The sequence below is a fragment of the Pseudomonas sp. GW821-FHT03C07 genome (assembly GCF_059420925.1).
Map to the genome: position 1 here is coordinate 105,062 of NZ_JBWKUQ010000010.1, position 26,652 is coordinate 131,713.

The following is a 26,652-nucleotide window of genomic DNA, read 5'->3' on the forward strand; positions in this document are numbered from 1 at the left end:
TCGCGAGCAAGCTCGCTCCTACAAGGGATTTGAGCCGGCGGGCTGCCCATGTCTGAGATAGTGATCGTCGGGGCCGGACCGGCCGGTATCCGGGCCGCGCAAACCCTGGTAGCCCATGGCCTGCGCCCCTGCCTGCTGGATGAAGCCGCGCACGGCGGCGGACAGATCTATCGACGCCAGCCGGAGAACTTCCGTCGTTCGCCGGTGAAGCTCTACGGTTTCGAAGCCCGCAAGGCCGTCGCGATCCACCAGACCCTGGAGCGTCTGCGCGAACAACTCGACTACCGGCCCGAGACCCTGGTGTGGAATGCCGAGGACTCTGCCCTCGACACACTGCAACAAGGTCGTGCCGGGCGCCTGGCCTACTCGAAGGTGATCGTCGCCACCGGCGCCACCGACCGGGTGCTGCCGATCCCCGGCTGGACCTTGCCCGGGGTCTACAGTCTCGGTGCCGCGCAGATTGCCCTGAAGTACCAGGGCTGTGCCATCGGCCAACGGGTGGTGTTCGCCGGCAGCGGACCGCTGCTGTATCTGGTGGCCTACCAATACGCCAAGGCCGGGGCGAAGGTAGTGGCGGTGCTCGACAGCGCGCCCTTCAATGCCCAGTGCCGCGCCCTGCCCGGTTTGCTCAGGCAACCGCTGACCCTCGCCAAGGGCCTGTATTACCGCAGTTGGCTGATGGCCCACGGCATCCCGGTGCATCAGGACGCCCATCTGCAACAGGTCGACGGCGAACAGCGCGTGCAGTCGTTGCGCTGGCGCCAGGGCGGCTTCGTGCGCGCGCTCGACTGCGATGCGCTGGCCTTCGCCCACGGGTTGCGCAGCGAAACCCAATTGGCTGATCTACTGGGTTGCCGCTTCAACTGGAACCCCTTGAATCGCGCCTGGCTGCCGGAGCGCGACAGCACCGGCCGCAGCAGCATGGCGGGCGTGTATCTGGCCGGCGATGGCGCCGGAATCATGGGCGCCGATGCGGCGGAAATGGCTGGCGAGCGAGCTGCGCTGGCGCTGCTGGAAGACCTGGGACGCGCCGTTGATCCGCAGCGGACAGCGTTTCTGGAGACTCGCCTGCAGCGTATCGATGCGTTCCGCCAGGGGTTGGAACAGGCCTTCCCTTTTCCCCTGCGCTGGGCGCAAGAAGCCCCGGACAGGCTGATGTTGTGTCGCTGCGAGGAAGTCAGCGTCGGCGAGGTACGCGCGGTAGTCCGCGAAGGCCATTGGGAGATCAATCGGGTCAAGGCCCATTGCCGGGTCGGCATGGGCCGCTGCCAGGGCCGGATCTGTGGTGCGGCGACGGCGGAAATTATCGCCTGCGAAAGCGGCCTGGCCCTGGACAGCATTGGCCGTCTACGGGCCCAGGCGCCAATCAAGCCACTGCCCTTTGGCGTGGAGGTCGCGCCATGATCGAGGTCGACGTGGTGATTCTCGGCGGCGGCATTGTCGGTGCTTCGGCGGCCCTCGCCTTGAGCCGTCAAGGCCGTAGCGTGGCACTGCTGGAGCGGGACTTCTGCGGCTCGCATTCCAGCGGCGTGAACTACGGCGGTGTGCGCCGCCAGGGTCGGCCATTGTCGCAACTGCCGCTGTCCCAGCGTGCCCACGGGATCTGGTCCCGCCTGCCAGAACTGATCGGTATCGATGGCGAATACCAGCGCTCGGGGCATCTCAAGCTGGCCCGTAGCCTCGACGACCTGGCCGCCCTGCAAGCCTATGCCGACAGCAGCCAGGGCTTCGGGCTCGACCTGCAAGTGCTTGACCGTGACCAGTTGCGCCAGCGTTTTCCGTGGGTCGGCCAGGTCGCCGAAGGCGCCTCCTTCTGCCCCGACGACGGCCACGCCAATCCCCGGCTGGTCTCTCCGGCGTTTGCCCGGGCTGCCCGCCAGCTCGGCGCGACGGTGCTGGAACAGAGCGAGGTGAGCCAGGTCGAGCACGACGGCCGAGGTTTTGTCCTGCGGACCCGGAAAGGCCTCGAGGTTCACGCGCCCTGGCTGCTCAATTGCGCTGGCGCCTGGGCTGGCAGCCTGGCCGCGCAGTTCGGTGAAGCAGTGCCGATGTATTCCGGCCATCCGGCGATGTTGGTGACCGAACCCTTGCCCCTGGTGATGGACGCCAGCACCGGTGTCGAGGGCGGTGGCATCTATGCCCGCCAGGTCGCCCGCGGCAACTGCGTGCTGGGCGGCGGCCAGGGCTTTGCCCTCGACCACGCCCGTGCCCGACCGGGACAGAGCGCCGTGCTGGAGATTCTCCGCCAGGCCGTCGAGCTCTATCCGTTTCTTGAAGGTGCCCAGGCGATTCGCACTTGGAGCGGCACCGAAGGCTACCTGCCCGACCGCCAGCCGGTGATCGGCCCGAGCAGCACCCAACCCGGTCTGCTGCACGCATTCGGCTTTGCCGGCGCGGGCTTCCAGATCGGCCCGGCGGTGGGTGAAGTCCTTGCCGAGCTGGTGTGCCAGGGCCAATCGTCGACGCCGATCGAAGCCTTTTCCATTACCCGTTTCCACGCCACCCCCGCTGTTTGAGCGGGCCGTCAGAACCCAGAGGAAGATCGCGCCATGAAAAATGCTCAACGCAATGCCCTGATCGGTTTGTCCTGCCTGCCTCTCATGACCCTGCTGGGCGCCGCGCCGGCCCTAGCCGAGCCCACGCTGTACCTGGGCATGAACGGCGGGACCATGGAGCGCTTGTACACCGACAAGGTGCTGCCGCCCTTCGAAAAGGCCAATCACGTCAAGGTGGTCATTGTGCCCGGCACTTCCGCCGACATTCTCGCCAAGGTCCAGGCGAGCAAGGACAACCCGCAGCTGCATGTGATCTTCCTCGATGACGGAATCATGTACCGGGCGATCTCCATGGGCCTGTGCAGCAAACTCGAAGACAGCCCGACCCTGGCACAGATCCCGGCCAAGGGCCGGATCAAGGAGCAGGCGGTGGCCGTCAGCCTGGGGGTCACCGGGCTGGCCTACAACACGCGGCTGTTCAAGGCAAAAGGCTGGGCCGCGCCGACCTCGTGGATGGACATGGCGGACAGCAAATACAAGGACAAACTGGTGTTCCAGTCGATGTCGTCCTCGACCTTCGGCCTGCATGGTTTCCTGATGTTCAATCGGCTCCAGGGCGGCAGCGAGACCAACGTCGAGCCGGGTTTCAAGGCCTGGCCGGGCAGCGTGGGGCGTAATGTGCTGGAGTACATCCCGAGTTCGGCCAAGCTTTCGGAGATGGTCCAGACCGACGAAGCGGCGCTGTTTCCGCTGACCCCGACCCAGGTCACCGCGCTCAAGCTCAAGGGCATCCCGGTGGAGTACGCACAACCCAAGGAAGGCGCGGTGGTGCTGAACGTCGCCGAGTGCGCGATTGCCAACAACACCGAGCCCGCGTTGGCGCAGAAACTCGCCGAGTTCCTCTTGACCCCCGAGGCCCAGGCGGCGGCACTGGAAGATGGCGACCAGATCCCGTCCAACCCCAACACCCCGACCACCGACAAGACCCGTGGCCAGGTCGAGGCCATGAAGCAATACCTGGACACAGCGGTGGCCATCGACTGGGATCAGGTCAACCTGCTGCGGCCTGAGTGGAACGCCCGCTGGAACCGCAGTATCGAGCGCTAGTAGCCAGCGTTATCCACTTGAAAGACACACTACCCCGTGGCGGGCCGGCTTGTCGGAACGCCGCACCGCCGCGCAGAGGGGCGAAGCGTCCCTAAACCCAGTGATCGCGGCGGATCAGGTAGAACGCGGTGGCTGATTGTTCCACTGGGTTCAGGCCCCTGTTCAAGCATGAGCCTGAGATCCGCCTGCGACAGGCAACAGGTTGACCGGCCCCGGAACATGGGACAATGCCAAAGCCATAGGTCATTTCAAGATCCAACTCCTTCTGAATAGAGGTTGCCTTGATTGAGACGTCACGGTAAAACTTGGAAAGTGGTTAAAGATTAATCAATATAGCGATATGCCTTGATCCTTTTTCCATAGCATTGTGCCTCCCGAGGCATGATGTTTGTCACACTATCACGACCCAGACGCTCTGGATTTTTACGCAAGGGGATCTTTTCCGTTGGCCGCTCCGCCCCCCCATCGCCCTGGCCTGAAATCCCGTTGGCCAGCCTTGCGCCGCTTCTTCGGCAAGGCTTTCGCTGGCAAGGCCAGTGTCATAGCGCCGGCCCACGACGTGCATGAGTATTTCCGACGCAAGGCCAACCACCAGGGTTACACCCTGAGCCTGAGTCAGCAGCGGGTCATCGAACGCATGGCGCAGCAGGCCAGCGCGCTGCTGCACAGCGCGCCCCAGGGCCGCCAACGCAGCCTGTACCTGCACGGAGCGGTCGGACGCGGCAAGAGCTGGTTGCTGGACGGCTTTTTCCAGGCCGTGCCGATTGCCGAGAAACAGCGAATGCACTTCCACGACTTCTTTACCCACCTGCACCAGGGCATGTTCCGTCATCGGGAAACACCGGATGCCTTGGGCCGGACCCTCGACGAACTGCTCCAGGATTGCCGGCTGCTGTGCTTCGACGAATTCCATGTCCATGACATCGGCGATGCCATGCTCATCAGTCGGTTGTTCAAGGCCCTGTTCCAGCGCGGCGTGCTGTTGTTGGTCACCTCCAATTACCCACCCGAGGGCCTGCTGCCCAATCCGCTCTACCACGCCCGCTTCAAGCCGGTGATCGACCTGATCAACGCCCGCATGGAGGTCATGGAGGTCGGCGGCCCGCATGACTACCGCAGCCAGCCACGCGGCCATACCCAACAGCAATTCACCCAGGGCCAGTACGTCTGGCCGGGCAGCCCGGCACAACGCCAGGCCCTGCGGTTGCCGCAACGCCAGGCTCCGGCCTTTGGCCTACGGGTGGGTGCCCGGCAACTTAACGTGCGCCTGTGTGCCGAGCGCACCGTGCGTTTCGAGTTCGCCGACCTGTGCGACCAACCCACGGCCGTGATGGATTACCTGGAGCTGTGCCGACGCTTCGACACCTGGATCATTGATGAACTGCCCAATCTGGAGGACTGCTCGATCGCGGCCCAGCAGCGTTTCATCAACCTGATCGACGTGCTGTACGACCAGGACAAGCGCCTGCTGTTGATCGGCGAGCGGTCGCTGCGTGACAGCCTCGGCGGCAACGCCATCGACCTGGCGCGGACCCGCAGTCGGCTGGGACAGTTGCTCGAAGTCGGGCCTGAGGCCGTCAGCCAAGACTGACACCCGCCCCGCACTGGCTCATCACAACACCATCACTGAACAACATTGCTATCATGGCGGTCTTTTTTCGATGATCGCGACGAGTACTCACGCCTGCTTATGGATACCCTTGCCCAACTGCGCGCCGGCCAACTGACCGGTATCAAGCGACTCGACCTGTCCTGCGGGCTGAGCGAGTTCCCCCGGGAAATTTTCCAGCTGGCCGACTCCCTGGAAATCCTCAATCTGAGCGGCAACGCGCTGAGCAGTTTGCCGGACGACCTGCACCGGCTGCCGCATCTGCGTATCCTGTTCTGCTCGGACAATCTGTTCACCGAGTTGCCGGTTTGCCTGGGCCAGTGCGCCAAGCTGAGCATGGTCGCCTTCAAGGCCAACCGCATCGAGCAGGTGCCGGCCGCCGGCCTGCCGCCTCTTTTGCGCTGGCTGATCCTGACCGACAACCGTATCACCGAACTGCCGGAAGAACTGGGCCGCCGGCCCTTGTTGCAGAAGCTCATGCTGGCCGGCAATCGCCTGCGCACCCTGCCCGCCAGCCTGGCGGACTGCCATAGGCTGGAACTGATCCGCATCGCCGCCAACCAGTTGGACGAGTTGCCGCAGTGGCTGTTGACCCTGCCGAGCCTGGCCTGGATCGCCTACGCCGGTAACCCGAAGCTTGATCACACCGGCGAAGTGCTGGTCGGCGACAGCACGCCGAGCATCGACTGGAACCAGTTGCAGCTTGAACAGCGCCTGGGCGAAGGCGCCTCGGGGGTGATCAGCCAGGCACGCTGGAGCCGTCCGGCAGCGCCAGCCTTATCGGTGGCGGTCAAACTGTACAAAGGCAGCATGACCAGCGACGGTTCGCCGCAGAATGAAATGAATGCCTGCATCGCAGCGGGCCTGCATCCGAGCCTGATCAAGGTCGAAGGGCGCATCGCCGGCCATCCCGATGGCCAGGCCGGCCTGGTGATGGAGCTGATCGATCGGCAATTCGCCAATCTCGCGGCGTTGCCGAGCCTCGATTCGTGCAGCCGTGATGTGTACCCGAGCGAGACCCGCTTCAGTGCCGGTCAAGCCTTGCGCATGGCACGCGGGATCGCCTCGGTGGGTGCGCATCTGCATCGCCTGGGGCTGTGCCATGGCGACCTGTACGCACACAATATTCTCTACAACGAAGCCGGGGACTGTCTGCTCGGGGATTTTGGCGCCGCGTCGTTCCATGCGCCGACCGACAGCCTGGAGACCCGCGCCCTGCAACGTATCGAGGTGCGCGCGTTCGGGATTTTCCTGGGGGAGTTGCTGGAGCGGATCGACGGGGCGATGGATCAGCCTGCGCTTGAGTCGCTGCAGGCCTTGCAGTTGCGCTGCGTCCAGCCGGATGTGCTGGCCCGGCCGGGATTCGAGGCGATCTGCGCAACACTGGCATAAAACGATCAGGTGGCGAGCCCTAATGCCATTGTAGGAGCGAGCTTGCTCGCGATGGACGTCAACGATAACGCCGGGCACCTGATACCCCTCGGTGTCCTGACCACCATCGCGAGCAAGCTCGCTCCTACAGGATCAGCCCGCCAGGCCGACAAACATGTCCTGCACGTCGTCATGGTTGTCCAGGCCTTCGAGGAAGGCTTCGACTTCGGCCATCTGCTCGTCGCTCAGGCCGCTGACCGGATTCTTCGCCTGGTAACCCAACTTGGCCGACAACACGGTGAAGCCTTGCTCCGGCAGGGCTTTCTGCACCGCGTCGAGGTCGGTCGGCTCGGTGAGGAACAGGGTCGCGCCCTCCTCGCCCGGTTCGAAATCCTGGGCGCCGGCTTCGATAGCGGCCATTTCCGGATCCGCCTCCGGGCTGTCCGGGGCCGCTTCGATCAGGCCGACATGGTTGAAGTCCCAGGACACCGAACCCGACGCGCCCAGTTGGCCCTTGCGGAACGCCACGCGGATTTCCGCCACGGTACGGTTGATGTTGTCGGTGACACACTCAACGATCAACGGCACCTGGTGCGGGGCGAAGCCTTCGTAGGTCACGCGGTGATACTGCACGGTTTCGCCCAACTGGCCCGAGCCTTTCTTGATGGCGCGTTCCAGGGTCTCACGGGGCATCGAGGCCTTTTTCGCCTGCTCGACCACCAGACGCAGGTGTGCGTTGGTGGCGATGTCCGCACCGTTACGGGCGGCAATGGTGATTTCCTTGACCAGCTTGCCAAAGATCTTGCCCTTGGCGTTGGCCGCCGCTTCTTTGTGTTTAACCTTCCACTGTGCGCCCATTACTCACTCTCTCGATCAGAGGCGTCGTGACATTTATTGGCCGACGCTTTGCCGCCCAGTTTATACGGCCACAACCCGCCAATCGACCAAAACCTGACGAAGATTACGACTCTACCCTGATGATCGTAGGCAATTTCCCAAACATCGTTTTGCGGTGTCCAGGTGCCATCGGCTTTTCGTACCCTCTGCCGCAAAATCCGTGGAGAAGCGACGAAATGCCTCAGGACAAGGAACGACAGATCTCACTGACCATCGGCCTGCTCCCTGACCCCTTGCCGGTCATCCGTTTCAAGGGCCGTGAGGCCTTGAACGAGCCCTTTCGTTTCGAGATGGAATTGCTCGGCGACACCGCCCTGGACCTGGAGCCCCTGCTGCATCGTCCGGCCCGGCTGAGCCTGGGCCGCGGACAGGCCAGTTGGCATGGGGTCATTGAGCAAATCAGCAGCCGCTACCTGGAGCCCCGGCTCTGTCATTACCAGGTGGTGTTGGTACCGCGCCTGCAAGCCCTGGCGCGTTACCCGCGACGGCGGGCATTCTGCGACCTGAGTGTTCCGGCGATTCTCCTGCGGCTGCTGCAGGCCCACGACCTGGAGGCCGCCGATTACCGCTTCGAGCTCGAGCACGGCCGGTACCCGCGCCGAACCCTGTGCCTGCAGCAGGATGAAAACGACCTGCAGTTGCTGAACCGGCTCTGCGAGGAAGAGGGTATCCACTATCACTTCGAACAGGCGCCGCAACGGCATGTCCTGGTGTTCGCCGAAGACCCCCAGAGTTTTCCCGAACGGTCCGGCGTGGTGCCCTGTCACGACAGTGCCTCGGGACTCGGGCAGCCCTTTATCAGCCAACTCTACGAACGTCACCAGATGTTCGCCAGCCATGACAGCCGACTGCCCGGACATCCCCCCGCCTGGCCACCACAGGTACCCGGCGACAGCGCCGCCAACCAGGCACACGCCTATGGCCTGCACATCGCCAGCCCCACGCCGCGCCAGCGACACGAACAGCAACGCAGCCAGCGTATCCTTGAGCGGCTGCGTTGCGAACAACGCCAGATCCAGGGCTATAGCAACCTGGACAGCCTGCGCAGCGGCGAAGTCCGACGGATCGGCGGCCATCCACGGCAAGCGCTCAACGATCAATGGCTGATCACCGAAGTTCAGCATCGAGGCGAACAGTGCCTGGACCAAGGCCCCATCGACGCGTTCAGTGTCGAGGACGACGACGGCCTGCATGATGGGTGTTTCAGCGCCAACGGCTACAGCAACCACTTCCGGGCCATCCCCTGGGCAACGCCATTTCGCCCCTCCTTGCGGCACAAACGCGCGGCCGCGCAGGGTTATCAGATCGGCACCGTGCTGGGGGCACATGCAGGCACCGCCCGCCCGGATGCACTGGGACGCCTGCGGGTGCAGTTGTCGAACAGCGTCCAGCCCGAGGACCGCGCGCCAGGCTGCTGGGTAGCGCCGGGGGCCGCGCAAGGTCAGGCCCTGCGGGTCGGTAGCCAGGTGCTGATCGATTTTGTCGAGAACGAGCCCGACCAGCCGGTGATCTGTGGTTTCCTCTCTGACCGGGACCGCTACGCTGCCGTCGACCCGCCGCTGCTGGCCGATCTGCCACTCGGCGGTGCCGCGCCGTGGGAACAGCAGGACAGCGTCAATGCGACGGACGAGGACCCCGGGGAGTTCTATCTGTATGAACACCCCGATAAACCGCCAGCAGCCGCCACACGCTGCCTGTGCGAAAACATCTGGTACATCGTGCGAATGCCCCGCCCCGGACTCAAGGAACTGGCGCGCCTGAGCCGCGATGACATCCTCCTGGAAGGCCGCAGTGACAGCCGCGGCGCGGCCCTGCTGGGCCCCGCCGGCAGACGGCGACTGGCCCTGGAACTGGCCGCCACGCCGGAACAGCTCTGGCTGCTTTACCCCGGACAATGCGTGGCCCTGCATGAGTACATCCAGCAGCATTGGAGCCTGCACCAGCGCCAGGCCTTTTTTCAGGCCGGGCTGAACAACGCAACAGTTTCCGGCGCCAGCCCGAGAAACGCCTGAATCAGCCGCAGCTCCTTGCGCCGCTCCAGGCAGCCGATCTGGTGCCGGTTGCTCAGGCCGTCACCCCTGATCGGCAGCGCCCGCACCCGGAGGTCATGACTGACCTCCAGCGATGAGACGATACCCACGCCCAACTCCGCGGCCACCGCTTCGGTCACCGCCTCGCGGCTGTCCAGTTCCAGCAGTACCCGCGGATTCACAGCGGCCTGGGTACAGGCCTGGTCGAAGGTGCGTCGGGTGATCGAACTCGGCTCGCGCAGCACCATGATCACCTGGTCCAATTGCTCCAGGGCAATACCCTGTGGCTCGGCCAGCCATGGATGCCCCTGCGGCACCAGCGCACAGATCCGCGACTCGCTCAGGGATTGCAGGTACAGGCCCTTACGCGGCTCGACCTCGGTCAGCACCGCCACATCGGCATGCTCGGACAACAGCGCCGCCAGGGTTTCCTGGGCATTGCCCAGTCTCAGGTTGACGGTGATTCCCGGATAGCGCGCCCGTAGCCGGGCGAGCATTGGCATGACCCTATGCGGCCCGTCCGCGGCGATTTCCAGGCGCCCGGTCAACAATTGCCGATTGGCTTCGAGCATGACCTGGGCCTCCTCGGCCAGGCCGAACATGGCCCGGGTAATCGCCGCCAGCCGGGTGCCCTCGGCGGTCAGTTCCACACGCCGCGCGGTGCGCCTGAGCAAGGTGATCTGGTAGTGCTCTTCCAGGGCCTTGATATGCCCGGTCACGGCCGGCTGGCTGATGAACAGCCGGGCCGCGGCCCGGGTAAAGCTGCCCTCGCGGGCCACGGCATCGAATGCGCGCAGTTGGAACAGGTTCATTGCTATCGGCCTCACTGATAGCTCGCATAACAACAAACAATTTGATTGATGACAAGCCAAACGGCAATTTATGTCCTGTATCCCGTCAACGATCCCTGCCGCGAGAAACCCGCATGCGTACTGCCGATCCCGTCCTGCTCACCCCAGGTCCACTGACCACTTCGGCCCGCACTCGCCAGGCGATGAGCCAGGACTGGGGCTCCTGGGATGAAGGGTTCAACCAACTGACGGCCCGTCTGTGCGAACAACTGCTGGCGATCGTCAATGCTGCCGACAGCCATCACTGCGTCCCCTTGCAAGGCAGCGGCACCTTCGCCGTGGAGGCGGCCATCGGCACTCTGGTGCCCCGGGATGGCAAAGTATTGGTGCTGATCAACGGCGCCTACGGCCAGCGCCTGGCGAAGATCTGCGAAGTCCTGGGCCGTTCGTTCAGCACCTTCGAAACCGCCGAGGACCAGCCCACCACCGCCGCTGATGTCGAGCGCTTGCTGCTTGCCGAGCCAACCCTCAGCCATGTCGCGCTGATCCACTGCGAAACCAGCACCGGCATCCTCAATCCACTGGCGGACATCGCCGAGGTAGTCGCGCGTCACGGCAAGCGCCTGATCATCGACGCCATGAGTTCGTTCGGCGCCTTGCCCATCGACGCCCGCGAGGTGCCGTTCGATGCGTTGATCGGCGCTTCCGGCAAATGCCTGGAAGGCGCGCCCGGAATGGGCTTCGTCTTGGCCCGCAAGCAAGCACTGGCCACCGCCGCCGGCAACTCGCCTTCACTGGCGTTGGATCTGCACGATCAGCACGCCTATATGGCCAGGACCGGCCAATGGCGTTTCACCCCACCGACCCATGTGGTCGCGGCGCTGCACGAGGCGCTGTTGCAGTACAACGAGGAAGGCGGCCGGCCCGCCCGCCTCGGGCGTTATGCCGACAACTGCCAGGTGTTGCTGGAGGAAATGGCCCGGCTCGGCTTGCGCAGCTTCCTGCCGGCGTCGATCCAGGCGCCGATCATCGTCACCTTCCATGCCCCGAAAGATCCGCGTTACCAGTTCAAGGCGTTCTACGAACGGGTCAAGGCCAAGGGTTTCATTCTTTATCCGGGCAAGCTGACCCGGGTCGAGACCTTCCGCGTGGGCTGTATCGGCCAGGTCGGGCGCAGTGAGATGCGGGCAGCAGTGGCGGCTATCGCAGAGGTCCTGCGGGAAATGGAAGTGCTGGATATCTAGAACCCAAGACTGAACACACCCCCTGTAGGAGCCGGCTTGCTGGCGATAGCGTTTTTCCAGGCAACGACGATGGCGACGACCAGATCGCATCACCAGCGAGCCGGTTCCTACAGGTCTGTATTCCAATTTTCTATTATTGTATTCAAGGCTGACCGACATGAACTACCGCAATCCCACCCAACTGCAAGCCGCCATCCTCGACTGGGCCGGCACCGTCGTCGATTTCGGTTCATTCGCCCCGACCCAGATCTTCGTCGAGGCCTTTGCCGAATTCGACGTGTCGGTGTCCATCGAGGAAGCCCGCGGCCCCATGGGCATGGGCAAATGGGACCATATCCGCACGCTATGCGACCAACCGGCGATCAGCGAGCGCTACCGCAAGGTGTTCGGCCGCGCCCCGAGCGATGACGACGTCACGGCCATCTACGAGCGCTTCATGCCCCTGCAGATCGAGAAAATCGCCGAACACTCGGCGCTGGTTCCCGGAGCCCTGGAGACCATCGCCACACTGCGCCGGCAGGGACTGAAGATCGGTTCGTGCTCGGGTTATCCGGCCCGGGTCATGGAGAAGGTCGTGGCCCTGGCGGCCAGCAACGGCTATGTCGCCGACCATGTGGTAGCCACCGACGAAGTACCGAACGGTCGCCCCTGGCCAGCCCAGGCCCTGGCCAACGTGATCGCGCTGGGCATCGACGACGTTGCCGCCTGCGTCAAGGTCGACGATACCGTCCCGGGGATCCTCGAAGGTCGCCGGGCCGGTATGTGGACCGTCGCCCTGGTGTGTTCGGGCAATGCGCTGGGGCTGACCTACGAGCAATACCGCGGCCTCGACCGGGCGAGCCTGGACACTGAGCGCCAGCGTATTCACATGGTGTTCGCCGGCTCCCGGCCGCACTACCTGATCGACACCCTCAACGATCTGCCGCAAGTGATCGTTGATATCAACCAGCGCCTGACGAAAGGTGAAATGCCGCAAGGCAACTGATGTGGGAGCGGAGCTTGTGTGGGAGCGGAGCTTGTGTGGGAGCGGAGCTTGTGTGGGAGCGGAGCTTGTGTGGGAGCGGAGCTTGCCCGCGAAGGCGCCCTCAAGGACGCCAAAAGCTTCGCGGGCAAGCTCCGCTCCCACAGGCTATGTGTTCACCGCAGCGCACCAGCACCGGGATTTCAGAGCTTGATAATATTGCCCTGGGCCGGCGGCACCTGCCCGTGATAGAGCCGTGAGATCAGTTGCTGGGCGGCGGCGTAGCCTTCATCCACGACAACCTCCAGCAACGGCGTCGGCCCTGCGCTCACCGTCTGGTAGAAACGCTGCAGCCCCTCGCCGATATATCGGCTTACCTGTTCCGGCCCCCATTCGGCGTTACGCTTGCGGATCTGGATCGGCGCAAAGAAGAACACTGGCTGCGGCCCTTCGATCGCCGTGAGTTGCGCCTCACCCGTGGTTTGCGCGGAACCGGCGAAGCAGCTGTAGAGCAACTGTCGGCCCAGGCGCTGATGCACCCGATCACGCAGCGCCAGGTCACCGGAAAAATCCACATAGAGCGTCGGCTGATCGGCTTCCAAGCGGTCCAGTTGATCGTAGGCCAGGGTCTGTTCATAACAGCCCAGGCCGGCGACAAACTCGCGGTTGGAGGCGGACGTCAGGGCGACACGGGTCAGTTCGGGCCGGCCCTCCAGGCACACCGCCGTGCCAAAGGCGGTCTTGCTCGACGCGCTGGAAAACACCAGGCGCGTGGCGCCGAAGAACTGGTTGTCCTGGAGGAAGTCGGCGAGCATCGTCGAGGTCAGGAACAACGGCTTGAGCAGTATCTGCAGGTCCTCGGTGTCTGGGCTGTAGTAAGGGTCCCAACTGCAGCGCGTATACTGGTTATAGGCCGAGGTCAGGTCCCTGCGGTGCTCTGCGCCGTCATAAAAACCCCGCTCGGTCACTCGCTCCGGCTTCATCCAAAGATGGCTGGCAATCGGAAAGTAACCGTAGAACCGCTCCCCCACCGCCACCCCGTCGACATTCGACACCAGTACATCGGCAAAGCCCCATACCGGTATCTGGCCCCACTCCGACTGCCCGGTAGGAAAAAATCCCCAGTAGTTCATCGAGTCGCCATAGGCGGCGTAGGTGATGTTGTTGGTGGTCAGGGCACAGCGTTCGATCTTGAGGAGCGCCTCTCCAGGACCGGCCACCAGGGCCCGTTCCTGTACTTCGATGCGGCTCTGGTCGAGACCGTTCTTGCGGGTGATCAGTCGTGTTACCGTGCTGGCACTTGGCATAATCAGACTCCTATCTGCAACGATTGCGGGTGCAACCAGCTTAATGGCAGACCATGAAGAACGGGTTCGGAAACGCCGGCAAGCCGGCTGCACACAGCCTCAAGCCCCGCGCCAAGCCGCTCAAGCGGCCCAGCCAGGCACGGGCGATATTCACTGTCGAGGCCATTTACGAGGCCTTTGTTCGGATTTGGCAGCGTAGCGGCTGGCCCGCCCTGACCACCCGTGCGGTGGCCCTGGAAGCCGGTGTCGCCATCGGTACCCTGTACGACTATTTCCCGAGCAAGGCCGCGCTGTTGTCCGGTTATGTGCGTCATAGCATCGAACGTTTGCTGCGCCAACTCGATGACCAGGTGATCCAGGCCGAGGGCCTGGGCTGGCAGGCGCGCGTCGAGCGGCTGGTGCAGCTCAGCGGGCATCCGGCAAGTCCGAATCAACCGTTGTTCGACTACCCGCTGCTGATGCTCGAACACCAGATCGCCGAGCCCAAGCACCACCAACGGGTGTTCCAGGAGCTGTCGCAGAAATGGCGGGAAGCCTTCGACGCCTGCACCGACCTGGCTTCCCAACCCTCGCAGGAAGCGATCGATGCCTGGCTGGTGCTGATCTGGGGTGGACGGCGGTATTGCATCACCGCGCAATTATCGGCGGCACAGATCGATGCCTGGTTGAAGGAAACCCAGGGGCTGATCCGTCAGCGCCTGGAAAATCCGCTCTAGGCCTTCTTGTAGCGCTCAACCCATTGTCCATAGGCATTGATAAAACCTTGCAGGAAGGGTTTTATCGACTCCGACGGCTGGCCGGCCTCGTCGAACGCACTGCCCGCACCGCTCAGATAAGCTTCCGGCTGTTGCATGCAGGGCACGTCGAGGAACACCAGGGATTGGCGCAGATGGTGATTGGCGCCAAAACCACCAATGGCTCCCGGCGAGGCGCTGATCACCGCGCCCGGCTTGCCGCTCCAGGCACTTTTGCCATAGGGCCGGGAACCGACGTCGATGGCATTTTTCAGGACTCCAGGCACCGAGCGGTTGTATTCCGGGGTGACAAACAGCACCGCGTCGGCGGCCCGGACCTGTGCGCGAAAAACCTGGTAGGCCGCCGGCGGCGCGTCGGTATCGATGTCCTCACTGTAAAGCGGCAGATCGCCGATCTCGACGATCACCAGCTTCAGGTTCGCCGGTGCCAACCCGGCCAGGGCCAGCGCAACCTTGCGATTGATGGATTGTTTTCTCAAGCTGCCGACCAGGACAGCGACCGTGTAGACGTTGCTCATAAGAACTCCCGACTAACTGGCAAAGGAACAGTAGTTATAGATGATCAGGTGCCACTGTTCCGACGATTTTTGCCCCGTCAGTCCACTGCTTTCCCCCTCTTCGGCCCAGAGCCTGTAGAGTAGAGCGACTATTTTTTCCCCAGCGCAAAACTTCCCCCGCCAAACCACGGTCTACTGAACCGCAAATCGGGTGTTCATTTCCAGAGGTTCTAAACAGATGGCCGCAGTACTCGTTGGACAATTTCATGCCAGAGATGCGGAAGGTCGCGTCTATTCCGTGCATGAGTTCCAGGAATCCACGCCTTCGACCGAAGGCCTGGCCGGCACGGAGCCTGTCACCACCTACAAACTGGCCATTGGCGATCGCATTAACAAAATCGACGACAACTCCTTCCAACTGGTTCAATCCGGGGTCACGCTCATCCGCGAACCCGAGCCCTCGACCGCTGCTTCCTGATCGGGGACAACAGGCGCAGGCAGCCACCTGAAGTCATGTGAGCAGACTTGAGTTAGGATCAGTCCACTGACCCCCTCCCGGCTGGACACGGACTTCAAGCATGCGTTTACGCCATATCGAAGTAATCCAGGCCCTCCTGCAGACCGGCAACCTCGGCGCCGCCGCCGAGTTGCTGCAACTGCCAACGGCCACCGTCAGCGCGACCCTGCAAGACGCCGAGCAACAACTGGGCTTCCTGCTGTTCGCCAGCGTGCGCGGACGGATGCAGGCAACCCGGGAAACCCGTGAGCTGCAACCCCTGCTGCACCGCCTGTATGCGGATATAGAACCGCTGCGGCGCCTGGCCGGCAGCCTGCGCCAGCATCAGGACCCCGCATTGCGAGTGGTCTGCACACCGACCCTGGCCCAGCAACTGCTGCCCCAGAGCCTGGCGGCCTTGCGCCGACGCTTTCGCGAAACCCCCTGCACCCTCGCCAGCCAGCACACCCGCGAGATCGTCCGCGGCCTGTTGCTTCGGGAAGTTGAGCTGGGCCTGAGCCTGCACAACCCCGACCATCCACAGATCCAAGCCCAGCCCCTGGCCGAAGGCAAACTGCAATTGCTGGCGCCCCATGGCTGGCTGCAACCCAAGCAGAAGTACATCGCCCTGCAGGAATTGGCTGGGCAATCCATGGTCGGCCTGGAGGAACAGGACACCCTGAGCCTTATGCTCGACGGCAAGCTGCAAGCCTTGCGGCCGGCGCCGCAGGTACAGACCCGGGTGCAGACCTACCAGATGATGCGCAGCATGGTCGAAGCCGGTGAGGGTCTGGCGATTGTCGATCCGTTCACGGCCGTCGGGGCCAGGGCCGGCGGGCTGGATGTCTGCCCGTTGTCACCGGCCATCGGCGTCACGCTCTATGCCCTGACCTTGAAAGACCGCGAGCCGAGCGCCGCCTTGAAGGCCCTGCTGGAAATCATCGGCGAAAAAGCCACGGCGATGCTGCTCTAGAGCCGGCCGCCGCTCACGGTTGCCCGGCAAACAACAGATACCAGAAGACCGCCACCTCCGCGGTCTGCGCATCGATTCCGCGATAACGCAAATGATCGATCCCGCCCAGCACATAGCCGCAACGTTCGTACAGGCGACAGGCGCCCAGGTTGTTGTTCTGGGTTTCCAGCATGATCCCCGGCAGGTTCTTCTTGTGGCTCCAGAAACGCACCACATCCAGCAGCGCCCGGGCCACCCCATGGCGTCGTGCCGAGGCATCGACCGCCAGTTCGTCGACATGGGCAAAACCGTTCCAGTTGGTACTGACCACCACATGGCCCACCGCGCGGCCGTCCAGATAGGCCATGAAGATTTCGCTGTCCACCGCCGCTCGATAACTGGCGAACTCCTCGGGGTCGATGCCATAGCACTTGCGATAGGGCGCCACCGGGACCAGCGGCCATTGATCGACCCGCTTGCCGATTTCGGCCAGGCCATGGGCCTTGACCTGAAAGCTGAAATCGCTGCCCCAGATGTACTCGGAGAAACCAGCGTCAGCTACACGGACCGATACTTCGGGATACTTCTGGTTCGTGACTAAATGCATTGGGCCAACCATCCTCAAGCCTTGATGTCACGGTGCACGATCAGGAAGGGAAACCTCGACTTCCTGTCCGGGGACATCCGGTCCCCGGAAGGTGAAGCTCGCTGCACCGGCTCCTTCAGCTTAGAAGGACAATCGCCGCTGCACAAAAGATCATCCGCAGGCCTCAGTGGCGCTGCGCGTCGGCCTCGGCCAGTTGGGTCCAGAGCGCCGGCGCACCGGCGGATTTGGCGATGGCCTCAAGGCGCGCGAGGTGTTCGGCCAGGTCGCTGTCACTGGCGCGAATGATCCGCGCTGGCTGGCGATCGGCCGGCAGGCGGCGGATTTCGCTGGCCTGGTTGCCCGAACCTTCACCGGAACCGTTGCCATCGGTGGCGTTGCCGGCCAGGGACAGGCTGGTCTGACCACCGGTCATGGTCAGGTAGACGTCGGCGAGAATCTCCGAGTCGAGCAAGGCGCCGTGCAGTTCGCGGCCGGAGTTGTCGACGCCATAGCGCTTGCACAGGGCATCGAGGCTGTTGCGCTGCCCCGGATGCCGTTCCCGGGCCATCATCAGGGTGTCGAGGATGCTGCAGTGGCGGGTGATGTCGGCTCGGTCCTGCTGGCCCATCAAGGCGAATTCGTTGTTGATGAAGCCCACGTCGAACGCCGCGTTGTGGATGATCAGCTGGGCGCCCTTGATGAATTCGAAGAACTCATCGGCGACCTCGGCGAAACGCGGCTTGCCCACCAGGAATTCGTTGGTGATGCCGTGTACGCCGATGGCGCCTTCATCACTTTCACGGTCCGGCTGCAGGTAAACGTGGAAATGTCGACCGGTAAGGCGGCGCCCCATCAGCTCGACGCAACCGATCTCGATGATCCGGTGGCCGTCGGTGACCGGCATGCCGGTGGTTTCGGTATCGAGTACCACACTACGCATGCTTGATCCCCCGCACTTCGTCCACGCCACGGTTGGCCAGTTGGTCGGCCCGCTCGTTGCCGTGATGGCCGATATGCCCGCGCACCCACTTCCACTTCACCGTGTGACGACTGACCTGCTCGTCGAGCAGTTGCCACAGGTCGGCGTTTTTCACCGGTTCCTTGGCCGCGGTCTTCCAACCGCGTTTCTTCCAGTTGACCATCCACTCGGTGATGCCTTTCATCACGTACTGCGAGTCGGTCACCAGCAAGACTTCGCAGGGACGCTTGAGTTCTTCGAGGCCACGAATCGCCCCCATCAGCTCCATGCGATTGTTGGTGGTGTTGGCCGCGCCGCCCCAGAGTTCCTTCTCGACGCCCTTGCAGACCAGCAAGGCGCCCCAGCCGCCCGGGCCGGGATTGCCCTTGCAGGCACCGTCGGTGAAGAGTTCAACAGTATCGCTCATTACAACCTTTCCATCGAAAATGACCCCATGGCACGCCGGTAACTGACCGACGCATCCCGGGCCGAGCACGCTCGACCCTCAAGGAAGAAAATAGTTACTGTTCGCTTTGCCGCCGGTTGACCTTGGCCATCGGCAGCGGTACCAGCTTGCCGACCGGTTCGCGACGCACCTGGCGCACGGGCCGCAGGCCAACCACGATCTTGCGCGCGACCAATAGATAGAAGCCGCCGCCCGCCAGCTGCCATCCGCCGGCGACCCGCTCCCAGCCCGCCAGCCGCGCTTGCCAGGCCGCCGACGCCAGCGGCGGACGATAGCACCCGAAGCGGCGTTTCTCCAGCGCAAAGCCCAGCAGGTTGAGCCAGTCGGCGACCCGCGAGGGTGAAATGCAACGGGCCTTGCGCAGCGCGTCGTGGGCGAACACCCGGCGCAGCCCCCAGGTGCTCCAGGGATTGATGCCGATGATCAGCAGGTGCCCACCGGGGCGCACGGCGGCGGCGGCCTCGCGCAGCAGGCCATGGGGTGACAGACAGAAATCCAGACCGTGCTGCAGCACCACCACGTCGGCGGCATGCTCGCTCAGCGGCCAGGCTTGCTCCTCGCAGACGATTTCCACCCCCGGCAGCGGCGCGCCAAGGCGCACGTTGCGGCGCACCTGCTCGGCCAGCGGCGGGGGCTCGGCCGACGGGCCGTAATGCACCAGGTAGCCGCCAAAATAACGTCCCAGCTCGTCCTCGAGCATACGCCGCTCCTCGTCGAGCAGCAGTTGCCCCAGGGGGCCGGACAGCCAGTCGCGGGCCGCGCTGATCAGAGCCAGCCAGTCAGGATCAGCCTGAGCGAACGCTTTATCGGTCATTGCCTTCTCCAACTCGCCACAAGTGCTTCACAAGCACTAAGATGCGCCATTGTTTTGCGCTTGGGAATTGCACCATGATACAGATCGACGCGCTGCCCGCCTTCACCGACAACTACATCTGGTTGTTACAGGATACCACCCGACGCCGCTGCGCCGTGGTCGACCCGGGCGATGCCGCGCCGGTGCTGGCCTGGCTGGAACAGCATCCGGGCTGGCAGCTCGCGGACATCCTGGTCACCCATCACCACCACGATCATGTCGGCGGTGTCGAACGCCTGAAGCAGGCCAGCGGTGCCCGTGTACTGGGTCCGGCCAGTGAAAACATCCCGGCCCGCGACCTGGCTCTGCACGACAACGACAGCGTCACGGTACTCGGCCTCGAGTTCCAGGTGTTCGCCGTACCCGGCCATACCCTGGGACATATCGCCTTCTACCACGGGGATGCCGCGCGCCCGCTGCTGTTCTGCGGCGACACGCTGTTCGCCGCCGGTTGCGGCCGCCTGTTCGAGGGTACGCCGGAACAGATGCACCACTCCTTGAGCCGACTGGCCGCACTGCCGGCCGATACCTCCGTCTACTGCACCCACGAATACACCCTGAGCAACCTGCGTTTCGCCCAGGCGGTCGAGCCGCGTAACCCGGACATTGCCGAACGCCTGGCGCAGGTCAGCCACTGGCGGTCCGAGGGACGCATCAGCTTGCCGTCGAGCCTGGCCCTGGAGTTGAAGACCAACCCGTTCCTGCGGGTCGGTGAAACATCTGTTAAAGAAAAAGCAGACGAACGGAACGGCCTCGATAACACCTCGCCGAGTGAGGTTTTTGCGGCCCTGCGCCGTTGGAAAGACAGCTTCTGAGAGTGGTGCGGCCAAGGTTAAAAATCTGAATGGTTGACCGCACCCTGAGCGCTTTCTAGAATCGCCCGACATTTTCGCCCGGAACTCACTTCCAGCCAATGTCGTCATCCAACCGAAAACCCATCAATTCAGACGCATTGACGCGATTGGCTCAAGCTATCGCCGTGGCTGTGTCCGCCACCCTGGCGGGCTGCTCAGGCTTTCATCACCCCTCGGACAGCAACAACGAACCGACCCCGAACCTCAGTGCCCGGATCAAGCAGAAACCGATCTGGCTCAGCGAAAAGTCCAAGCCCACCCCGCCCCAGGACGTCTGGGAGCGCATGCGCCAGGGCTTCCAGTTGCAGGACGGCCTGGGGGTGAACCCGCGTATCGAACAACAGCGCCTGTGGTTCGCCAGTAACCCCGCGTTCCTGGAGAACGCCAGCTCGCGCGGCAGCCTCTACATTCATTACATCGTCGAGCGCCTGGAAGAACGCAACATGCCGCTGGAGCTGGCGTTGCTGCCGGTGATCGAAAGCGCCTACAACCCGATGGCCTATTCACGAGCCGATGCCGTCGGCCTGTGGCAGTTCATTCCGTCCACCGGACGCTCTTTCAACCTGCGCCAGGACCGTTTCTACGACGGGCGCAAGGACATCACCGCGTCCACCTTGGCGGCCATGAGCTACCTGACCCGCCTGCACGACATGTTCAACGGCGACTGGCTACTGGCCCTGGCGGCCTACAATGCCGGCGAAGGCACGGTCAGCCGGGCCATCGAGCGCAATGAAAAGCTCGGCCTACCCACTGACTACTGGAACCTGCCGCTGCCCCAGGAAACCCGCGACTACGTGCCCAAGCTGCTGGCCCTGTCCCAGGTGGTCATGGCCCCCGAAGCGTACGGCGTGAACCTGAACCCGATTGCCAACGAACCCTATTTCGCCACCGTCGAAGTCAACCAACCGATGGACCTGAGTCGGGTCGCGGCTCTGGCCGAGATCGACGAAGACGAGATGATCCAACTCAACCCGGCGTTCAAGCAGAAGGCCACGATGGACGGCCCGCAGCACCTGCTGGTACCCAGTTCCAAGGCACAGCTGCTGACCGCCAGCCTGTCGCGGATGAAACCCGAAGAGCTGATCGGCCTGCGACCGAAGAAACCGGTGTTCGAATCCCTTGCCGGCAACCCACCGGCACGCCTGACCCGCCGCTACAAGGTCAGGACTGGCGACAACCTGATCTCGATTGCCAAGGCCAACCGGGTCGACGTCAAGGACCTGCAGCACTGGAACAAGCTCTCGGGGCACCATCTCAAGGTCGGCCAGACCCTGGTCATGCAGGACAATACCCGGGCCACGGCAAGCAAGAAGGCCGCCACCACCTACAAGGTGCAGAAAGGCGATTCGCTGTATATCGTCGCCAAGCGCTTCAACGTCGAGATGCAGCACCTCAAGCGTCTCAACCCGCGCACCGGCCAGGCCCTCAAGCCCGGGCAGATCATCACGGTTTCCGCACCACGCTGATAATCGACAACCTCAAAAACACCGCGTCCCCGGTAGGAGCCGGCTTGCTGGCGACGGCGGCCAGACAGTCACTACAAGACTGGCGGGCCTCATCGCCGGCAAGCCGGCGCCTACCGGGGGCCGAGCGTACTCAGCAACGCCTTTTTCCTCCCGATACAAGCTGTTAAGGTACTGGCCCTATAGCCCAAGCCGCCTGGATCGGATCTCTGCCTTGACGCATCCCCTCCTCCTGCTGTTCTTCAGCCTGGCCTTGAGCTCTCCCGCAAGCGCGACGATCAGCGAAAGCCATGGTTATGCGCAGTTCGGCACGCTCAAGTACCCCGCCAGGTTCACCCACTTCGACTGGGTCAACCCCGACGCGCCCAAAGGCGGCACCTTGCGGGTGATGGCGTTCGGCACCTTCGACACCCTCAACCCCTACACCTTCAAGGGTACCAGCCCGGTCACCACGGCCAATTTCCTGCAGTACGGTGTCAATGAGCTCAACGCCACCCTGATGGCTGGCACCGGTCAGTACGCGCCCTCGGGAGATGAACCAAACGCCAGCTACGGCCTGATCGCCCAGTCGCTGGAGTACAGCGAAGACCGCAGCTGGGTGGTGTTCAACCTGCGGCCCGAGGCGCGCTTCCACGACGGCACACCGATTACCGCCTACGACGTGGCCTTTTCCTACCGCCTGCTGCTCAAGGAAGGTCATCCGCAATACCGCACCAGTCTGCAGGAAGTCTCACGGGTCGATGTGCTCACGCCCCAGCGGATCCGCTTCGTCTTCAAGCGCTCGGGCAATCCGCTGCTGATCCTGCGCCTGGGTGAACTGCCGGTGCTGGCGCAACACTATTGGCAAGGTCGCGACTTCACCGCCACCACCTTCGACCCGCCGCTGGGCAGTGGCCCCTATCGCATCAGCAAGGTGCAACCGGGCCGTCAGTTGGTCTTTGAGCGGGTCAGGAACTGGTGGGGCGAAAACCTGCCGGTCAATCGCGGCAAATACAATTTCGACCGCGTCGAAGTGGAGTTCTATCGCGACAGCGACGTTGCTTTTGAAGCGTTCAAGGCCGGTGAGTTCGATATCTATATCGAACACCAGGCCAAGAACTGGGCCAATGGCTACAGTTTCCCCGCCGTTGATCGGGGTGAGGTGATCAAGGCCCAGATCGCCCACCAGATCCCGACCCAGACCCAGGGCCTGTTCATGAACAGCCGCCGCGCCAGCTTTGCCCAAGACGGAGTGCGCGAAGCCATGGGCTTGATGTTCGACTTCGAATGGACCAACCGCACCCTGTTCGGCGGGGCCTACCAGCGGGCCATGAGTTTCTATCCCAACAGCGCGTTTGCCGCCACGGGGGTTCCGGCCGGCCAGGAATGGTTACTGCTCGCGCCCTACCGCGAACAACTGCCCGCCCGGCTGTTCAGCGAGCCGTTCAGCCTGCCGCGCACCGATGGCCGCGGCATTCCCCGCGAGACCCTGCGCCGCGCCCTCGCCCTGCTCGGCGAAGCCGGCTGGAAACTCGATGGCCAGCGCCTGCTGAACAAGAACGGCCGACCGCTGCGCTTTGAAATACTGCTGGTCAATCCGAGCCTGGAACGGATCCTCCAGCCCTACGTCGAAAACCTCGCGAGCATAGGTGTAGACGCCCGCTTGCGAACAGTGGATCGTGCCCAGTACAAACAACGTCTCGACCAGTTCGATTTCGACATGATCCTGATGACCCTGGACCAGACCCTCAGCCCGGGACTCGAGCAGTGGCAGTACTTTCATTCCAGCCAGGCCGGCGTCAAGGGCAGCAAGAATTACACGGGAGTCGCCAGCCCGGTGGTCGACCACCTGCTCGAAGCCTTGCTGGCGGCCCGCACCCGGGACGAGCAACTGGCTGCCGGTCGCGCCCTCGACCGGGTCCTGCTGTGGCAGCACATCATGATTCCCAACTGGTACCTTGCCTATCATCGCCTGGCCTACCGCAACCGGTTCGCCTTTGTCACTACGCCGCCGTACACCCTGGGCCTGAGCGCCTGGTGGATGAAAGCTTCGGAGAAAGCCCAATGATGTTTTCGCGTGTCCTGTTCCTGCCCGTCAGCGGCCTGCTGTTCAGCGCCCTGGCCGGCCTCACGGTCGCCGCCCCACAACATGCCCTGACGCTCTATAACGAACCGCCGAAATACCCAGCCGATTTCCAGCACGTCGACTTCGTCAACCCCGACGCGCCCAAGGGTGGCACTTTCCGCCAGTCGGCCATGGGCGGTTTCGACAGCCTCAACCCCTTTATCACCAAGGGCGTGCCGGCCGACGGTCTCGACCTGATCTACGACACGCTGATGCGCCATGGCCTGGACGAACCCTTCAGCGAATACGGCCTGGTGGCGGAAAAAATCGAAAGAGCCCCGGATAACAGCTGGGTGCGCTTTTACCTGCGCCCCGCGGCACGCTTCCACGATGGCCAGCCCATGCGCGCCGAAGACGTGGTGTTCAGCTTCCAGACCCTGATGAAGGACGGCGCACCGCTGTACCGGACCTACTACGCCGACGTCGACGAAGCCGTCGCCGAAGATCCGTTGCGAGTACTGTTCAAGTTCAAGCGCACCACCAACCGTGAACTGCCGCTGATTCTCGGCCAGTTGCCGGTGCTGCCCAAGCACTGGTGGGCCAATCGCGACTTCAACAAGGGCAACCTGGAATTCCCTCTCGGCAGCGGGCCGTACCAGTTGGCCGAGGTCAAGGCCGGCCGCTCGGTACGTTACGAGCGGGTCAAGGACTACTGGGCCAAAGACCTGCCGATCAACCGTGGCTTCTACAACTTCGATGCCATGGTCATGGACTACTACCGTGACGGCACCGTGGCCCTGGAAGCCCTCAAGGCCGGGCAGTTCGACTACTGGTTGGAGAATAGCGCGAAGAACTGGGCCAACGCCTACAACACCCCGGCCGTCGCCCAGGGCCGACTGATCAAGGAGCAGATCCCCAATCGCAATCCGACCGGCATGCAGGGCTTTATCTACAACCTGCGCAAACCCATGTTCCAGGATATCCGCGTGCGCGAGGCGCTGAGCCTGCTGTTCGATTTCGAATGGACCAACAAGCAGTTGTTCAACGGCGCCTATCAGCGTACCCGCAGCTATTTCGAAAACTCGGAAATGGCCGCCACCGGCCTGCCGGATGCCGCCCAGCTGGCGATCCTCGAGCCACTGCGCGGCAGGATTCCCGAGCAGGTCTTCAACCAGGCCTTCGAACCCTCGGTGTGCGACGCCAGCGGCATGATTCGCCCGCAACAACGCCGCGCCTACCAACTCCTGCAAGAGGCCGGCTGGCGTATCGTCGATGACAAGATGGTCGACGCCCAGGGCAAACCGGTGAGTATCGAGTTCCTGCTGGCCCAAAGCGATTTCGAACGGGTGCTGCTGCCGTTCAAGCGCAACCTCGCGGACCTCGGCATCGACCTGGTGATTCGCCGGGTCGATGTCTCCCAGTACATCAACCGCCTGCGCTCGCGAGACTTTGACATGGTCGTCGGCAGCTTCCCGCAGTCCAGCTCGCCGGGTAACGAGCAGCGGGAATTCTGGAAGTCGTCCAGTGCCGACAAACCCGGCAGCCGCAACCTCATGGGCCTCAAGGACCCGGCGGTGGATGAGCTGGTGGAAGCGCTGATCGACTCCGACTCCCGGCAGAACCTGGTGGAACACGCGCGCGCCCTGGATCGGGTGCTGCAATGGGGCTACTACGTGATTCCCAACTGGCACATCAAGACCTGGCGCGTGGCCTACTGGGACCATATCGGCCACCCGCGGGTTTCACCGGCCTACGATGTCGGTGTCTACACCTGGTGGATCAAGCCGGACGCCAAGCCGGCGGTATCGGCGCAAACCGACAGCACGAGCGCGGAGCAATAAGATGCTGGCCTATATTTTTCGCCGACTGCTACTGATCATCCCGACCCTGTTCGGCATCCTGCTGATCAACTTCGTGATCATCCAGGCTGCCCCCGGCGGCCCGGTGGAACAGATGATCGCCAAGATCGAGGGGTTCGAAGGCGCCACCAGTCGGATCGCCGGCGGCGGCTCGGAGGTTTCGGTGGCCGGCTCCAGCTATCGCGGCGCCCAGGGCCTGGACCCGGCCCTGATCAAGGAAATCGAGCACATGTACGGCTTCGACAAGTCGGCACCGGAACGCTTGTGGATCATGATCAAGAACTACGCGACCCTGGACTTCGGCAACAGCTTCTTTCGCGATGCCAAGGTCGTCGACCTGATCAAGGAGAAGATGCCGGTGTCGATTTCCCTCGGGCTCTGGAGCACCCTGATCATGTACCTGGTGTCCATCCCCCTGGGTATCGCCAAGGCCACCCGCCACGGTAGTCATTTCGATGTCTGGACCAGTTCGGCGATCATTGTCGGCTACGCGATTCCAGCGTTCCTGTTCGCGATCCTGCTGATCGTGGTGTTCGCCGGCGGCAGCTACCTGAACTGGTTCCCCTTGCGCGGCCTGACCTCGAACAACTTCGAGCAGTTGAGCCTCGGCGGCAAGGTCCTCGACTACTTCTGGCACCTGGCGCTGCCGGTCACCGCCCTGGTCATCGGCAACTTCGCCACCATGACCCTGCTGACCAAGAACAGCTTCCTCGATGAAATCAACAAGCAGTACGTGGTCACCGCCAAGGCCAAGGGCCTGACCCAGCGCCGCGTGCTCTATGGCCACGTGTTCCGCAACGCCATGCTGCTGGTCATCGCCGGCTTTCCCTCGGCCTTCATCGGCATCTTCTTCACCGGCGCCCTGCTGGTGGAAGTGATCTTCTCCCTCGACGGCCTGGGCCTGATGAGCTTCGAAGCGGCGATCAACCGCGATTACCCGATCGTCTTCGGCACCCTGTTCATCTTCACCCTGCTGGGGCTGGTGGTGAAACTGATCGGCGACATTACCTACACCCTGGTCGATCCGCGGATCGACTTCGAACATCGGGAGCATTGA

The 26,652-nt window shown here is 63.3% G+C and carries 24 protein-coding genes; 16 read left to right on the forward strand and 8 right to left on the reverse strand.

Annotation, left to right across the window (positions count from 1 at the left end; all coding sequences use genetic code 11):
- The first annotated feature begins 48 nt into the window (after positions 1-48).
- The 5 genes from AC07VG_RS19835 (at position 49) to AC07VG_RS19855 (ending at position 6,603) form a co-directional block, all read left to right on the forward strand.
- The gene (locus AC07VG_RS19835; protein WP_495021729.1) at positions 49-1,404 is read left to right on the forward strand and encodes an FAD/NAD(P)-dependent oxidoreductase; all 1,356 of its coding nucleotides are present in this window, start codon (positions 49-51) and stop codon (positions 1,402-1,404) included.
- Entirely contained in the window at positions 1,401-2,516 is a 1,116-nt protein-coding gene (locus AC07VG_RS19840) for an NAD(P)/FAD-dependent oxidoreductase (protein WP_495021730.1), read from the forward strand. The genes AC07VG_RS19835 and AC07VG_RS19840 overlap by 4 nt, the downstream gene beginning before the upstream one ends.
- Positions 2,517-2,549: 33 nt before the next feature.
- Positions 2,550-3,602 carry an ABC transporter substrate-binding protein gene (locus tag AC07VG_RS19845; RefSeq protein ID WP_495002670.1) on the forward strand — a complete coding sequence of 351 codons (1,053 nt, stop codon included), beginning with the start codon at positions 2,550-2,552 and terminating at the stop codon, positions 3,600-3,602.
- A gap of 445 nt (positions 3,603-4,047) precedes the next feature.
- Positions 4,048-5,193 (forward strand): cell division protein ZapE, encoded by a 1,146-nt coding sequence (gene zapE / locus AC07VG_RS19850; RefSeq protein WP_495021731.1) that lies wholly within the window; start codon positions 4,048-4,050, stop codon positions 5,191-5,193.
- A gap of 99 nt (positions 5,194-5,292) precedes the next feature.
- Entirely contained in the window at positions 5,293-6,603 is a 1,311-nt protein-coding gene (locus tag AC07VG_RS19855) for a leucine-rich repeat-containing protein kinase family protein (RefSeq protein ID WP_495002672.1), read from the forward strand.
- A 132-nt stretch (positions 6,604-6,735) separates the two neighbouring features.
- Here AC07VG_RS19855 and AC07VG_RS19860 read toward each other — a convergent pair whose 3' ends face one another.
- On the reverse strand, positions 6,736-7,440 hold the full coding sequence (locus tag AC07VG_RS19860) for a YebC/PmpR family DNA-binding transcriptional regulator (RefSeq protein WP_495002673.1): 705 nt from the start codon (positions 7,438-7,440) through the stop codon (positions 6,736-6,738).
- A 215-nt stretch (positions 7,441-7,655) separates the two neighbouring features.
- Here AC07VG_RS19860 and AC07VG_RS19865 point away from each other — a divergent pair, with 215 nt between their 5' ends.
- Entirely contained in the window at positions 7,656-9,491 is a 1,836-nt protein-coding gene (locus AC07VG_RS19865) for a type VI secretion system Vgr family protein (RefSeq protein ID WP_495021732.1), read from the forward strand.
- Here the strand turns inward: AC07VG_RS19865 and AC07VG_RS19870 are convergent.
- On the reverse strand, positions 9,437-10,321 hold the full coding sequence (locus tag AC07VG_RS19870) for a LysR substrate-binding domain-containing protein (RefSeq protein ID WP_495002675.1): 885 nt from the start codon (positions 10,319-10,321) through the stop codon (positions 9,437-9,439). The genes AC07VG_RS19865 and AC07VG_RS19870 overlap by 55 nt on opposite strands.
- A 113-nt stretch (positions 10,322-10,434) precedes the next feature.
- On the opposite strand from AC07VG_RS19870, the gene AC07VG_RS19875 reads away from it, so the two are divergent.
- Positions 10,435-11,544 carry a 2-aminoethylphosphonate--pyruvate transaminase gene (locus AC07VG_RS19875; RefSeq protein WP_495021733.1) on the forward strand — a complete coding sequence of 370 codons (1,110 nt, stop codon included), beginning with the start codon at positions 10,435-10,437 and terminating at the stop codon, positions 11,542-11,544.
- Between the two features lie 157 nt (positions 11,545-11,701).
- The gene (gene phnX, locus AC07VG_RS19880; protein WP_495021734.1) at positions 11,702-12,529 is read left to right on the forward strand and encodes a phosphonoacetaldehyde hydrolase; all 828 of its coding nucleotides are present in this window, start codon (positions 11,702-11,704) and stop codon (positions 12,527-12,529) included.
- Between the two features lie 179 nt (positions 12,530-12,708).
- On the opposite strand, the gene AC07VG_RS19885 is transcribed toward phnX, so the two are convergent.
- Entirely contained in the window at positions 12,709-13,812 is a 1,104-nt protein-coding gene (locus AC07VG_RS19885; RefSeq protein WP_495021735.1) for a DUF2855 family protein, read from the reverse strand.
- A gap of 53 nt (positions 13,813-13,865) precedes the next feature.
- On the opposite strand from AC07VG_RS19885, the gene AC07VG_RS19890 reads away from it, so the two are divergent.
- Positions 13,866-14,528 carry a TetR/AcrR family transcriptional regulator gene (locus tag AC07VG_RS19890; protein ID WP_495021736.1) on the forward strand — a complete coding sequence of 221 codons (663 nt, stop codon included), beginning with the start codon at positions 13,866-13,868 and terminating at the stop codon, positions 14,526-14,528.
- Here the strand turns inward: AC07VG_RS19890 and AC07VG_RS19895 are convergent.
- On the reverse strand, positions 14,525-15,085 hold the full coding sequence (locus AC07VG_RS19895) for an NADPH-dependent FMN reductase (RefSeq protein ID WP_495021737.1): 561 nt from the start codon (positions 15,083-15,085) through the stop codon (positions 14,525-14,527). The two genes, AC07VG_RS19890 and AC07VG_RS19895, sit on opposite strands and share 4 nt — an antisense overlap.
- A 217-nt stretch (positions 15,086-15,302) precedes the next feature.
- Here AC07VG_RS19895 and AC07VG_RS19900 point away from each other — a divergent pair, with 217 nt between their 5' ends.
- On the forward strand, positions 15,303-15,542 hold the full coding sequence (locus AC07VG_RS19900) for a hypothetical protein (RefSeq protein WP_495002681.1): 240 nt from the start codon (positions 15,303-15,305) through the stop codon (positions 15,540-15,542).
- Positions 15,543-15,642: 100 nt separating this feature from the next.
- A complete protein-coding gene (locus AC07VG_RS19905; protein WP_495021738.1) occupies positions 15,643-16,533 on the forward strand; it encodes a LysR family transcriptional regulator in 891 nt (296 codons plus the stop codon).
- 13 nt (positions 16,534-16,546) lie between these two features.
- On the opposite strand, the gene AC07VG_RS19910 is transcribed toward AC07VG_RS19905, so the two are convergent.
- The 4 genes from AC07VG_RS19910 to AC07VG_RS19925 form a co-directional block, all read right to left on the reverse strand.
- Positions 16,547-17,119 (reverse strand): GNAT family N-acetyltransferase, encoded by a 573-nt coding sequence (locus AC07VG_RS19910; protein ID WP_495002683.1) that lies wholly within the window; start codon positions 17,117-17,119, stop codon positions 16,547-16,549.
- A 163-nt stretch (positions 17,120-17,282) separates the two neighbouring features.
- Entirely contained in the window at positions 17,283-18,038 is a 756-nt protein-coding gene (gene dnaQ / locus AC07VG_RS19915; RefSeq protein ID WP_495002684.1) for a DNA polymerase III subunit epsilon, read from the reverse strand.
- Complete coding sequence (rnhA, locus tag AC07VG_RS19920; protein WP_495002685.1) at positions 18,031-18,483, reverse strand: ribonuclease HI; 453 nt, start codon at positions 18,481-18,483, stop codon at positions 18,031-18,033. Before rnhA ends, dnaQ begins: the two co-directional genes overlap by 8 nt.
- A gap of 94 nt (positions 18,484-18,577) precedes the next feature.
- A complete protein-coding gene (locus AC07VG_RS19925) occupies positions 18,578-19,336 on the reverse strand; it encodes a class I SAM-dependent methyltransferase (RefSeq protein ID WP_495002686.1) in 759 nt (252 codons plus the stop codon).
- A gap of 74 nt (positions 19,337-19,410) precedes the next feature.
- Here AC07VG_RS19925 and gloB point away from each other — a divergent pair, with 74 nt between their 5' ends.
- From gloB to AC07VG_RS19950, 5 genes are all read left to right on the forward strand, one after another.
- Complete coding sequence (gene gloB, locus AC07VG_RS19930; RefSeq protein ID WP_495002687.1) at positions 19,411-20,190, forward strand: hydroxyacylglutathione hydrolase; 780 nt, start codon at positions 19,411-19,413, stop codon at positions 20,188-20,190.
- Between the two features lie 98 nt (positions 20,191-20,288).
- Positions 20,289-21,695 (forward strand): transglycosylase SLT domain-containing protein, encoded by a 1,407-nt coding sequence (locus AC07VG_RS19935; RefSeq protein WP_495002688.1) that lies wholly within the window; start codon positions 20,289-20,291, stop codon positions 21,693-21,695.
- Between the two features lie 211 nt (positions 21,696-21,906).
- Positions 21,907-23,739, forward strand: coding sequence for an extracellular solute-binding protein (locus tag AC07VG_RS19940; protein WP_495021739.1), 1,833 nt, complete (start codon positions 21,907-21,909; stop codon positions 23,737-23,739).
- Complete coding sequence (locus AC07VG_RS19945) at positions 23,739-25,577, forward strand: extracellular solute-binding protein (protein WP_495021770.1); 1,839 nt, start codon at positions 23,739-23,741, stop codon at positions 25,575-25,577. Before AC07VG_RS19940 ends, AC07VG_RS19945 begins: the two co-directional genes overlap by 1 nt.
- 1 nt (position 25,578) lies before the next feature.
- Positions 25,579-26,652 (forward strand): microcin C ABC transporter permease YejB, encoded by a 1,074-nt coding sequence (locus tag AC07VG_RS19950; RefSeq protein ID WP_495002690.1) that lies wholly within the window; start codon positions 25,579-25,581, stop codon positions 26,650-26,652.